Origin of the sequence: Streptomyces sp. NPDC001544, assembly GCF_042894285.1 — a bacterium.
Lineage (GTDB): Bacteria > Actinomycetota > Actinomycetes > Streptomycetales > Streptomycetaceae > Streptomyces.
In genome coordinates, this window is sequence record NZ_JBIAVN010000006.1 from 99371 (window position 1) to 111674 (window position 12304).

General features: G+C 70.9%; 11 protein-coding genes. 1 reads left to right on the forward strand and 10 read right to left on the reverse strand.

Annotated elements, in window-relative coordinates:
* Positions 1-7 precede the first annotated feature (7 nt).
* From carB to pyrR, 6 genes are all read right to left on the reverse strand, one after another.
* Positions 8-3316: a carbamoyl-phosphate synthase large subunit gene (gene carB / locus ACFY0F_RS17650; protein WP_388794329.1), complete on the reverse strand. Its 3309-nt coding sequence runs from the start codon at positions 3314-3316 to the stop codon at positions 8-10.
* Entirely contained in the window at positions 3309-4451 is a 1143-nt protein-coding gene (gene carA, locus ACFY0F_RS17655; protein WP_388794332.1) for a glutamine-hydrolyzing carbamoyl-phosphate synthase small subunit, read from the reverse strand. Before carA ends, carB begins: the two co-directional genes overlap by 8 nt.
* Positions 4448-5041, reverse strand: coding sequence for a hypothetical protein (locus ACFY0F_RS17660; RefSeq protein WP_388794335.1), 594 nt, complete (start codon positions 5039-5041; stop codon positions 4448-4450). Before ACFY0F_RS17660 ends, carA begins: the two co-directional genes overlap by 4 nt.
* Positions 5038-6324: a dihydroorotase gene (locus ACFY0F_RS17665; RefSeq protein WP_388794338.1), complete on the reverse strand. Its 1287-nt coding sequence runs from the start codon at positions 6322-6324 to the stop codon at positions 5038-5040. The genes ACFY0F_RS17660 and ACFY0F_RS17665 overlap by 4 nt, the downstream gene beginning before the upstream one ends.
* Positions 6325-6329: 5 nt before the next feature.
* Positions 6330-7310 carry an aspartate carbamoyltransferase catalytic subunit gene (locus ACFY0F_RS17670; protein ID WP_388794341.1) on the reverse strand — a complete coding sequence of 327 codons (981 nt, stop codon included), beginning with the start codon at positions 7308-7310 and terminating at the stop codon, positions 6330-6332.
* Between the two features lie 110 nt (positions 7311-7420).
* Positions 7421-8029 (reverse strand): bifunctional pyr operon transcriptional regulator/uracil phosphoribosyltransferase PyrR, encoded by a 609-nt coding sequence (pyrR, locus tag ACFY0F_RS17675; protein WP_388794343.1) that lies wholly within the window; start codon positions 8027-8029, stop codon positions 7421-7423.
* Positions 8030-8283: 254 nt separating this feature from the next.
* Here pyrR and bldD point away from each other — a divergent pair, with 254 nt between their 5' ends.
* A complete protein-coding gene (bldD, locus tag ACFY0F_RS17680; RefSeq protein WP_086562148.1) occupies positions 8284-8787 on the forward strand; it encodes a transcriptional regulator BldD in 504 nt (167 codons plus the stop codon).
* A gap of 221 nt (positions 8788-9008) precedes the next feature.
* On the opposite strand, the gene nusB is transcribed toward bldD, so the two are convergent.
* The 4 genes from nusB to ACFY0F_RS17700 form a co-directional block, all read right to left on the reverse strand.
* Positions 9009-9437 (reverse strand): transcription antitermination factor NusB, encoded by a 429-nt coding sequence (gene nusB / locus ACFY0F_RS17685; protein WP_388794346.1) that lies wholly within the window; start codon positions 9435-9437, stop codon positions 9009-9011.
* 2 nt (positions 9438-9439) lie between these two features.
* Entirely contained in the window at positions 9440-10006 is a 567-nt protein-coding gene (gene efp / locus ACFY0F_RS17690) for an elongation factor P (RefSeq protein ID WP_388794349.1), read from the reverse strand.
* Positions 10007-10062: 56 nt separating this feature from the next.
* A complete protein-coding gene (locus ACFY0F_RS17695) occupies positions 10063-11169 on the reverse strand; it encodes an aminopeptidase P family protein (RefSeq protein WP_388794352.1) in 1107 nt (368 codons plus the stop codon).
* A 70-nt stretch (positions 11170-11239) separates the two neighbouring features.
* Positions 11240-12169, reverse strand: a complete 930-nt coding sequence (locus tag ACFY0F_RS17700) for a Pro-rich N-terminal domain-containing protein (protein ID WP_388794355.1) — start codon at positions 12167-12169, stop codon at positions 11240-11242.
* Positions 12170-12304 lie beyond the last annotated feature (135 nt).

Genomic DNA, 12304 nt, shown 5'->3' on the forward strand with positions numbered 1-12304 from the left:
TGGGCCGTTAGTCGCGGGCCGCGGTCAGGTGCTGTGCGTGTTCCTGGAGCGAACGCACGCCCACGTCGCCGTGGTTGAGGGCGTCGATGCCCTGGACGGCCGCGGCGAGCGCCTGGACGGTCGTCAGGCACGGCACGGAGCGCGCCACGGCCGCCGTACGGATCTCGTAGCCGTCGAGGCGGCCACCGGTGCCGTACGGGGTGTTGACGATGAGGTCGACCTCACCGTCGTGGATGAGCTGGACGATGGTCTTCTCGCCGTTCGGGCCGGTGCCCTCGAACTGCTTGCGCACCACCGTGGCCTTGATGCCGTTGCGCTTGAGGACCTCGGCCGTGCCGGAGGTGGCGAGCAGTTCGAAGCCGTGGGCGACCAGCTCACGCGCCGGGAAGATCATCGAGCGCTTGTCGCGGTTGGCCACCGAGATGAAGGCGCGGCCCTTGGTGGGAAGCGGGCCGTACGCCCCGGCCTGCGACTTGGCGTAGGCGGTGCCGAAGACGGAGTCGATGCCCATGACCTCGCCGGTGGAGCGCATCTCCGGGCCGAGGACCGTGTCGACGCCCCGGCCCTGGATGTCGCGGAAGCGGGACCACGGCATGACCGCTTCCTTGACGGAGATCGGCGCGTCGAGCGGGAGCTCGCCACCGTCGCCGTGCTTCGGCAGCAGGCCCTCCTCGCGCAGCTCGGCGATGGTCGCGCCCAGCGAGATCCGGGCGGCGGCCTTGGCCAGCGGCACCGCGGTCGCCTTCGAGGTGAAGGGGACCGTACGGGAGGCACGCGGGTTGGCCTCCAGGACGTACAGGATGTCGCCCGCCATCGCGAACTGGATGTTGATCAGCCCGCGGACGCCCACCCCGCGCGCGATGGCCTCGGTCGAGGCGCGCAGCCGCTTGATGTCGAAGCCGCCCAGCGTGATCGGGGGCAGGGCGCACGCCGAGTCGCCGGAGTGAATGCCGGCCTCCTCGATGTGCTCCATGACGCCGCCGAGGTACAGCTCCTCGCCGTCGTACAGGGCGTCGACGTCGATCTCGATGGCGTCGTCGAGGAACCGGTCGACCAGCACCGGCCGGGAGGGGCTGATCTCGGTCGACTCGGCGATGTAGGTGGCCAGCCGGGTCTCGTCGTACACGATCTCCATGCCGCGCCCGCCGAGCACGTAGGAGGGCCGGACCAGGACCGGGTAGCCGATCTCGTCGGCGATGGCCTTGGCCTCGGCGAAGGTGGTGGCCGTGCCGTGCTTGGGGGCGGGCAGGCCGGCCTCGGCGAGGACCCGGCCGAAGGCGCCGCGGTCCTCGGCGGCGTGGATGGCCTCCGGGGAGGTGCCCACGATCGGCACGCCGTTGTCCTTCAGGGCCTGCGACAGCCCCAGCGGGGTCTGGCCGCCGAGCTGTACGACGACGCCGGCGACCGGGCCGGCCTGCTGCTCGGCGTGCACGATCTCCAGTACGTCCTCGAGCGTCAGCGGCTCGAAGTACAGACGGTCGGAGGTGTCGTAGTCCGTGGAGACGGTCTCCGGGTTGCAGTTGACCATCACGGTCTCGTACCCGGCGTCGCCCAGCGCGAAGGAGGCGTGGACGCAGGAGTAGTCGAACTCGATGCCCTGGCCGATGCGGTTCGGGCCGGAGCCCAGGATGATGACCGCGGCCCTCTCGCGCGGCGCGACCTCGGTCTCCTCGTCGTAGGACGAGTAGAAGTACGGGGTCTTCGCGGCGAACTCGGCGGCGCAGGTGTCGACGGTCTTGTAGACCGGGCGGATCCCGAGGGCGTGCCGGACCTCACGGACGACGTCCTCGCGCAGCCCGCGGATCTCACCGATCTGCTGGTCGGAGAAGCCGTGCCGCTTGGCTTCGGCGAGCAGCTCGCCGGTGAGCTCGGGCGCCTCGGCCAGTTCGTCCGCGATCTCCTTGAGCAGGAAGAGCTGGTCGACGAACCAGGGGTCGATCTTCGTGAACTCGAAGACCTCCTCGGGGGTGGCGCCCGCGCGGATGGCCTGCATGACCGTGTTGATGCGGCCGTCGGTGGGCCGGACGGCCTCCGCGAGCAGGGCCGTCCTGTCGCCCGGGTCCCCGACGAAGGTGAACTGGCTGCCCTTCTTCTCCAGCGAGCGCAGCGCCTTCTGGAAGGCCTCGGTGAAGTTGCGGCCGATGGCCATGGCCTCGCCGACCGACTTCATGGTGGTGGTCAGCGTGGAGTCCGCCTGCGGGAACTTCTCGAAGGCGAACCGCGGGGCCTTGACGACCACGTAGTCCAGGGTCGGCTCGAAGGAGGCCGGGGTCTCCTGGGTGATGTCGTTCGGGATCTCGTCGAGGGTGTAGCCCACGGCGAGCTTGGCGGCGATCTTGGCGATCGGGAAGCCGGTCGCCTTGGAGGCCAGCGCCGAGGAGCGGGACACGCGCGGGTTCATCTCGATGACGATCACACGGCCGTCCTCGGGGTTCACCGCGAACTGGATGTTGCAGCCGCCGGTGTCGACACCGACCTCGCGGATGATCGCGATACCGACGTCGCGCAGGACCTGGTACTCGCGGTCGGTCAGCGTCATCGCCGGCGCCACGGTGATGGAGTCGCCGGTGTGCACGCCCATCGGGTCGAAGTTCTCGATGGAGCACACGACCACGACGTTGTCGTGCTTGTCGCGCATCAGCTCCAGCTCGTACTCCTTCCAGCCGAGGATGGACTCCTCCAGGAGCACCTCGGTGGTCGGGGAGAGCGTGAGGCCCTGACCGGCGATGCGGCGCAGCTCGTCCTCGTCGTGCGCGAAACCGGAGCCGGCGCCGCCCATGGTGAAGGAGGGACGGACGACGACCGGGTAGCCGCCGAGCTGCTCCACACCGGCGAGCACGTCGTCCATGGAGTGGCAGATCACCGACCGGGCGGACTCGCCGTGCCCGATCTTCCTGCGGACCTCCTCGACGACCTCCTTGAACTGGTCGCGGTCCTCGCCCTTGTGGATCGCCTCGACGTTGGCGCCGATCAGCTCCACGCCGTACTTGGCCAGCACGCCGTTCTCGTCCAGCGAGATGGCGGTGTTCAGGGCCGTCTGGCCGCCGAGGGTGGGCAGCAGCGCGTCGGGCCGCTCCTTGGCGATGATCTTCTCGACGAACTCGGGGGTGATCGGCTCGACGTAGGTGGCGTCGGCGATCTCCGGGTCGGTCATGATCGTCGCCGGGTTGGAGTTGACGAGGATGACCCGCAGGCCCTCGGCCTTCAGAACCCGGCAGGCCTGGGTGCCGGAATAGTCGAACTCGGCGGCCTGGCCGATGACGATCGGGCCGGAGCCGATGACCAGGACGGACTGGATATCGGTGCGCTTAGGCACGCTGGCCCTCCATGAGGTTCACGAAGCGGTCGAACAGGTAGGCGGCGTCGTGCGGGCCGGCCGCCGCTTCGGGGTGGTACTGGACGCTGAAGGCCGGGCGGTCGAGGAGCTGGAGGCCCTCCACCACGTTGTCGTTCAGGCAGACGTGGGAGACCTCGGCGCGGCCGTAGGGGGTGTCGGACACCTTGTCGAGCGGGGCGTCGACGGCGAAGCCGTGGTTGTGCGCGGTGACCTCGACCTTGCCGGTCGTACGGTCCTGCACGGGCTGGTTGATACCGCGGTGGCCGTACTTCAGCTTGTAGGTGCCGAAGCCGAGGGCGCGGCCCAGGATCTGGTTGCCGAAGCAGATGCCGAACAGCGGGGTGCCGCGATCCAGGACGCCCCGCATGACGGAGACCGGGTGGTCGGCGGTGGCGGGGTCGCCGGGGCCGTTGGAGAAGAACACACCGTCCGGGTTCACGGCGTAGACGTCCTCGACGGTCGCGGTCGCGGGCAGTACGTGCACCTCGATGCCGCGCTCGGCCATGCGGTGCGGGGTCATGCCCTTGATGCCGAGGTCGACGGCGGCGACGGTGAACTTCTTCTCACCGACCGCGGGGACGACGTAGGCCTCCTGGGTGGCGACCTCGGCGGAGAGGTCGGCGCCCTTCATCTCGGGGGCCTGGCGGACCTCGGCGAGCATGGTGCCCTCGTCGGGCAGCGCGCCGCCGGAGAAGATGCCGACGCGCATGGCGCCGCGTTCGCGCAGGTGGCGGGTGAGGGCGCGGGTGTCGATGCCGGAGATGCCGACGACGCCCTGCGCGGCGAGTTCCTCGTCCAGGGAGCGCCGCGAGCGCCAGTTGGACGGCACGCGCGCGGGGTCGCGCACGACGTAACCGGCGACCCAGATGCGCTTGGACTCGGGGTCCTCGTCGTTGACGCCGGTGTTGCCGACGTGCGGGGCGGTCATCACCACGACCTGGCGGTGGTAGGAGGGGTCGGTGAGGGTCTCCTGGTAGCCGGTCATGCCGGTGGAGAACACGGCCTCGCCGAAGGTCACCCCCACGGCCCCGTAGGCGCGGCCGCGGAAGATCCGGCCGTCCTCCAGGACGAGTACGGCGGGAGTCTTGCCAGCTCCCCTGGTGGAGGTCGTCATCGTTCGGCGCCTTCCGTGCTGGTTGTCTTGATCATGGAGTTGATGGCGTCGACCCACTCGTGGTGTTCCGCGGCGCGGTCCGAGCGGAATCCTGAGTCGATCAGCCGGTCGCCGTGCTGCCAGGTGACGATCAGCAGCCCGCCCTCGGTGAGCACCTTGCCGGCGATGCCCTTGTCGAGCCGGGCCTCGCGCAGCGCGGCGGCGGGGACGAAGAAGTCGGCCGCCCCGGGGCGTACGACGTCCAGTCCCGTGTCCGTCAGGGTGAGCTCGGCCCGGCTGCGGGTGCCCAGGCCGTGCGCCACGATGCGGTCCAGCCACTGACCGGCCGTGGTGGAGCCGTGGTAGCGGCCGGTCATGCTCAGTTTCACCGGGCCGGGGTCGTCCGGCGCGGTCGGCAGCTCGGGCAGGTCGCTCTGGAGGGTGCCGCGCCACTTCCAGCCCTCGCGCATCAGCCAGTAGACGAGCGCGACGAACAGGGCGAGCCCGACGAGCCAGCCGATCCGCGCGGCCCAGTCGGTGACGTCCGCCGGCTTGCGGTCGGCGGCGAGGCCGGTCGCGAGTCCGGCCGCGAGCAGGGTTGCAGGTGTCACGTGAGCTTCCCGTCGACGAGCGTGGCCTTGCCCCGCAGCCACGTGTGGGTGACACGGCCCGGCAGCTCGCGTCCCTCGTACGGGGTGTTGCGGCTGCGCGAGGCGAAGCCCGCGGGGTCCACGAGGCCACGGTAGGCCGTGTCGACGAGGGTGAGGTTGGCGGGCTCACCTGCCGAGACGGGACGGCCGTGGCCCTCGGCCCGTCCGATCCGCGCGGGCTGGACGGACATCCGGTCGGCGACGCCGGCCCAGTCCAGCAGACCCGTGTCGACCATGGTCTCCTGGACCACCGACAGCGCGGTCTCCAGGCCGACCATGCCCATGGCGGCCGCGGCCCACTCGCAGTCCTTGTCCTCGTGCGGGTGCGGGGCGTGGTCGGTGGCGACGATGTCGATCGTGCCGTCGGCGAGCGCCTCGCGCAGGGCGTGCACGTCGCGTTCGGTGCGCAGCGGCGGGTTGACCTTGTAGACGGGGTTGTAGCTGCGCACCAGTTCGTCGGTGAGCAGCAGGTGGTGCGGGGTGACCTCGGCGGTGACCTGGATGCCGCGGGACTTGGCCCAACGGACGATCTCGACGCTTCCGGCGGTCGACAGGTGACAGATGTGCACACGGGAGCCGACGTGTTCGGCGAGCAGCACGTCCCGGGCGATGACCGACTCCTCGGCGACGGCCGGCCAGCCGCCCAGGCCCAGTTCGGCGGAGACGACGCCCTCGTTCATCTGGGCGCCCTCGGTCAGCCGCGGCTCCTGCGCGTGCTGGGCGACGACCCCGCCGAAGGCCTTCACGTACTCGAGCGCCCGGCGCATGATCACGGCGTCGTCGACGCACTTGCCGTCGTCGGAGAAGACGGTGACGCCGGCGGCCGACTCGTGCATGGCGCCCAGCTCGGCGAGCTTCTTGCCTTCCAGGCCCACGGTGACGGCGCCGATGGGCTGCACGTCGCAGTAGCCGTGCTCCCGGCCCAGTCGCCAGACCTGCTCGACCACGCCGGCGGTGTCGGCGACCGGGAAGGTGTTGGCCATGGCGAAGACGGCGGTGTAACCGCCGGAGGCGGCCGCGCGCGTGCCGGTGAGGACGGTCTCGGAGTCCTCGCGGCCGGGCTCGCGCAGGTGGGTGTGCAGGTCGACCAGGCCCGGCAGCAGCACCTTGCCGCCGGCCTCGACGACCTCGGCTCCCTCGGCACTCAGACCGGTGCCCACCTCGGCGATGACCTCGCCGTCGATCAGCACGTCCTGCGGCTCGCCACCGAGCACCTTCGCACCACGGATCAGGATCTTGCTCATGGAACTTACTTCTCCTCGGTGGTGCGGGCGTGGGTGAGGGCGGGTTCGTTGCCGCCGAGCAGCAGGTACAGGACGGCCATCCGGATGGAGACCCCGTTCGCGACCTGCTCCACGACGGTGCAGCGCTCGGAGTCGGCGACCTCGGCGGTGATCTCCATGCCGCGGACCATCGGGCCGGGGTGCATCACGACGGCGTGCTCGGGCATCCGCGCCATGCGGTCGCCGTCGAGGCCGTAGCGCCTGGAGTACTCGCGCTCGGTGGGGAAGAACGCGGCGTTCATGCGTTCGCGCTGCACGCGGAGCATCATCACGGCATCGGACTTCGGCAGCGTGCTGTCGAGGTCGTACGACACCTCGCACGGCCAGGTCCCGACGCCGACCGGCACCAGGGTGGGCGGCGCGACCAGGGTGACCTCGGCGCCGAGGGTGTGCAGCAGGTCGACGTTGGAGCGGGCGACCCGGCTGTGCAGGACGTCGCCGACGATCGTGATGCGCTTGCCCGACAGGTCCTGGCCGATCCCGGCGTCCCGGCCGACCAGCCGGCGGCGCATGGTGAAGGCGTCCAGGAGGGCCTGTGTGGGGTGCTGGTGGGTGCCGTCGCCGGCGTTGATGACGGCGGCGTCGATCCAGCCGGAGTTGGCCAGCCGGTAGGGGGCGCCGGAGGCGCCGTGCCGGATGACGACGGCGTCGACGCCCATGGCCTCCAGGGTCTGGGCGGTGTCCTTCAGGGACTCGCCCTTGGACACGCTCGAGCCCTTGGCGGAGAAGTTGATGACGTCCGCGGACAGCCTCTTCTCGGCGGCCTCGAAGGAGATCCGGGTCCGGGTGGAGTCCTCGAAGAAGAGGTTGACGACGGTGCGGCCGCGCAGGGTCGGCAGCTTCTTGATCGGCCGGTCGGCGACCCGGGCCATCTCCTCGGCGGTGTCGAGGATCAGGACGGCGTCGTCGCGGGTGAGATCGGCGGCCGAGATGAGATGACGCTGCATCTGTCAGGCTCCGTAAGGCAATTCAAGAATCGGGGGATCTGGGGGTGCCCCCAGGAGGCGCGACCGGCGTGGACACGTGCGGGAACGCGCACTCGGGGCGGACCGGAGCGCTAGTGCTGCTCGCCCGGGGCGGCCGGCTTCACACCGAGCAGCACGGTGTCGCGACCGTCCTCCTCGGCGAGCTGGACCTTGACCGTCTCCCGCAGCGACGTGGGGAGGTTCTTGCCGACGTAGTCGGCGCGGATGGGCAGTTCGCGGTGGCCGCGGTCGACCAGGACAGCGAGCTGCACCGCACGCGGGCGCCCGATGTCGTTCAGGGCGTCGAGGGCGGCGCGGATGGTGCGGCCGGAGAAGAGCACGTCGTCGACGAGGACGACCAGCTTGCCGTCGATGCCGTCACCGGGGATCTCGGTGCGGGCCAGCGCACGCGGCGGGTGCATGCGCAGGTCGTCGCGGTACATGGTGATGTCCAGCGACCCGACCGGCACCTTGCGGTCGGTGATCTTCTCGAGCTTGGCGGCCAGCCGCTGGGCGAGGAAGACGCCCCGGGTCGGAATACCGAGGAGCACCACGTCGTCGGCGCCCTTGGCGCGCTCGACGATCTCGTGGGCGATGCGGGTCAGTACCCGCGCGATGTCGGGCCCTTCCAGAACGGGCCGCGCGTCGGACGTCTGCGCGTCCGGCTTGTCTCGCCTGTCTTGCCTGTCTTGCCTGTCCATACGAAACGGACCTCCTTCTCCGCCTCACGGGACGGACGTTAAAGGACGTCGGAATTGCGCCATCCACGGTAGCAGGTCACCCGAACGCCCCCGATCACCCCCTTGGCGCAATGGGCCGCCGCCACCACGGAAGAGTCGCTGCGGACCATTCCGCTTGACGCAGGAGAGTAACGCTGCGTAACCTCACAGTGAGTTACCAGCCGCGCGGCGCGGAAACACTGCCAGCCGCGTCGACACAGTGTCCGGGGAGCTATATGTCCAGCGAATACGCCAAACAGCTCGGGGCCAAGCTCCGGGCCATCCGCACCCAGCAGGGCCTTTCCCTCCACGGTGTCGAGGAGAAGTCCCAGGGGCGCTGGAAGGCCGTGGTGGTCGGTTCCTACGAGCGCGGCGACCGCGCCGTGACCGTGCAGCGCCTTGCCGAGCTGGCCGATTTCTATGGCGTCCCCGTGCAGGAGCTGCTGCCGGGCACCACGCCGGGCGGTGCCGCCGAGCCGCCGCCGAAGCTGGTCCTGGACCTGGAGCGGCTGGCCACGGTGCCGGCCGAGAAGGCGGGCCCCCTGCAGCGGTACGCGGCGACCATCCAGTCGCAGCGCGGTGACTACAACGGCAAGGTGCTGTCGATCCGGCAGGACGACCTGCGCACGCTCGCCGTCATCTACGACCAGTCGCCCTCGGTCCTCACCGAGCAGCTGATCAGCTGGGGTGTGCTGGACGCGGACGCGCGCCGCGCGGTGGCGGCCCACGAGGAGGGCTGAGCGCTCCGCAGGGCCGGCGGACCGGCCCAGCAGAAACGTGCCGCCGGGGTGGCGGGAACCTTTGTGGGTTCCTGCCACCCCGGCGGCTTTTCCATGTCGCGAGGGACAACGCCAAGGGGGCGCGGGGCCGCATCGACATGCGGCCCCGCCGCGTGGGCGCGAGCAGCCATGGACGACCTGCGGTCGCCCGGCTGCCGCGGTCCCACGGCGCCCCTTTTTGGCTAAGCGCGGCGCAGTGAGGGCTTGAGCTCCTTCAGCCGGCCGAGCAGGCCGTTGACGAACGAGGGCGACTCGTCCGTGGAGAACTCCTTCGCGAGCTGCACCATCTCGTCCAGGACGACGGCGTCCGGGGTCTCGTCCACCCAGATCAGTTCGTAGGCTCCCAGACGCAGGATGTTCCGGTCGACGACCGGCATCCGGTCGAGCGTCCAGCCGACCGAGTACTGGGCGATCAGCTCGTCGATGCGCTTCGCGTGCTCGGCGTAGCCCTCGATCAGCTGCATCGTGTACTCGCTCACCGGAGGCTGCCGGGTGTCGGTCCGGGAGAGCCGGATCCAGTCCGCGAGGACGGTCAGGACATCGGCGCCGCGCTGGTCCCCCTCGAAGAGGATCTGGAAGGCGCGCTTGCGGGCCGTGTTGCGGGCGGCCACGGTTAGCTGTTCACCCGGCCGAGGTAGTCGCTCGTGCGGGTGTCGACCTTGATCTTCTCACCGGTGGTGATGAAGAGCGGGACCTGGATCTGGTGGTCGGTCTCCAGGATGGCGGGCTTGGTGCCGCCGGTGGAGCGGTCGCCCTGGACGCCCGGCTCGGTCTCCTTGACGGTCAGCTCGACGGCGGCCGGGAGCTCGACGAAGAGCACCTCGCCCTCGTGCTGGGCGACGGTGGCCGTGAAGCCCTCGACGAGGAAGTTGGCGGCGTCGCCGACGGCCTTGCGGTCGACCATCAGCTGGTCGTAGGTCTCCATGTCCATGAAGACGAAGTAGTCGCCGTCCATGTACGAGAACTGCATGTCGCGCTTGTCGACAGTGGCCGTCTCGACCTTGACGCCGGCGTTGAAGGTCTTGTCGACGACCTTGCCGGAGAGCACGTTCTTGAGCTTGGTGCGCACGAAGGCCGGGCCCTTGCCGGGCTTGACGTGCTGGAACTCGACGACGGACCAGAGCTGGCCGCCTTCGAGCTTGAGCACCATGCCGTTCTTGAGGTCGTTCGTGGAAGCCACGGTTGCGGAATCTCCTGGACTGACGTACGACCCCGGGGCAGGCGCGCAGCGCGAGGCTAGAGCGCGAGCAGCTCCTTGGTCGTGATGGTGAGTAGCTCGGGTCCGCCGTCCGCCTCGGGGCGTACGACGAGCGTGTCATCGATCCGGACGCCGCCCCGGCCCGGGAGGTGGACCCCCGGTTCGACGGTGACCGGCACGCAAGCGTCCAGTTTACCCATGGCCGCGGGAGCCAACTGAGGGTCCTCGTCGATTTCGAGTCCCACCCCGTGTCCGGTGCGCGGCGGCAGGCCCTGCGCGTACCCGGCGGAGTCCAGCACCTGACGCGCGGCCCGGTCCACGTCCCGGTAGGCCGTGCCGGGTGCCAGGCTCTCCCGTCCGGCGCGCTGAGCGGCGAACACCAGGTCGTACAGCTCGATCTGCCAGTCGGCCGGCGAGGTCCCGATGACGAACGTCCGGCCGATCTCACAGCGGTAGCCGCGGTAGGTGGCCCCCAGGCAGACGGACAGGAAGTCGCCTTCCTCGACCCGCCGGTCGGTGGGCGGATGCCCGGGCCGGCCGGAGTTGGGTCCGGTGGCGACCGAGGTCGGGAAGGCGGGCCCGTCGGCGCCGTGGTCGACCAGGCGTCGCTCCAGCTCCAGGGCGAGATGCCGTTCCGTGCGGCCCACCAGGATGGACTCCAGCAGCTCCCCGAGGGCCTGATCGGCGATCTCGGCGCCGATCCGCAGGCAGGAGATCTCCTCCTCGTCCTTCACCACCCTGAGCTGCTCCACGGCTCCGCCGAGGTCGACGAGCCGGAGACCGGCCGCCACGGAGGAGACGGCTCTGTACCGCGTGACGGTGAGGTCGTGCTCCTCCACGGCCAGGGCTTCAGCCCCCTGGGCCGCCGCGAGGTCGGCTGCCGCGACCGCCGTGTCACCGCCGGGTGACGGCAGGACGTGCAGCCGCAGGTTCTCGCCCGGCCGCCCCTCGGCGGGGCGGTCGTCGGGCGGTCCGGCGCAGACGAGGAGGTCCTCGCGCTTACCGAGGAGCAGTGCTGCGCCCTGGGGGGCGGCCCCCGCGAGGTAGCGCACGTTGGCGGGGCGGGAGATGAGCGCTGCCGCGGTACCGGCCGCGTTGCAGCGTTCTCTCAGCCGGGATCGGCGGGTCGCGTACACCTCTGACATGAGACGAGCGTAGGAGTTTTGCCCGATTCGCGCCGTTTGGTGGGGCCGAGTGGGGTCCGCTCCCCCTGGATCACCAGCTCGGCGGGCTCGCGATCGCTCTCGCCAGGACCTCGTCGAGCACTCTCGCCGTCTGCGGAACGTCCAGCTGTGAGTTGTCGATGATCGGCAGGCCCGAGCCGTACCAGCCGGCCATGCGGCCGTGGATGCGGGCCACCTCCTCGTCGGTGAGGCGGCGGTTGCCGGTGCGCTCGGCGTTGCGCTCCAGGACGATGTCCAGGCCCGGGAGGAGCACGACGGGCAGCAGTCCGGGGCCGACGTGCCGCTTCCAGCCGCCGAGGCCGACGACCGGCCGGTCCGGGAAGACGGCGTCGTCGAGGATGCAGGAGATGCCGTTGGCCAGGAAGTTCCGGGCGGCGAAGCCGCAGGTGCGGCGGGCCAGGCGGTACTGGGCCTCGGAGTTGTCGTTCCACCCCGACTGCGGGTTCGCGTAGCCCGAGCGGACCCATTCGCGCACGTCGTCGAGGCTGATGTGGGCGGTGGAGGCCCGGCGGTGGTCCGCCCAGTACTTGGCGACGCTGGTCTTCCCGGCACCGGCGGGACCGATCAGCAGCACGGCCAGGGTCGCCCCGGACGGATCGGGGGCCGCGGTCGCGGGCGGCGCGCTGGGCATGGCGACCGGGCCGCCGGGCGGCAGCGGCACGTGGCCGGTGGTGTCGGGGGCCTGGGCAACGGGCGGGTGCTGCGGGGCCGGGGGCTGCGCGGGCGCGGGCGGCACCGGCCCCGGGGAGCCACCGGTGAAAGCCGGCGCCGGGGGCGGCGGGGGCACGGGCGCGGGACCCTGGTGGGCTCCCGGGTGGTGCGCTCCCGGGTGGTCGACTCCCGGGTGGTGCGCTCCCGGATGGTGTGCGGCCGGCTGTTGTACGGCCGGCACCCAGCCGGCGGCCGGTCCCTGCCCCGGCTGGTGGGGCGGCGGCAGCTCAGACCCCACTGCGTGCTGCATCCGGTCCCACTCCGTCTCCTCCTACAGGCAATTGGCGCCGGTAGCGGGCTTGTTCCCCCGCTCCCCACCGAACGGTACCGTCCCCGGCCGTCGTTTGGTGAAACGCCCGGGGGCGGTGCGAAGTGCCCGGCCCCC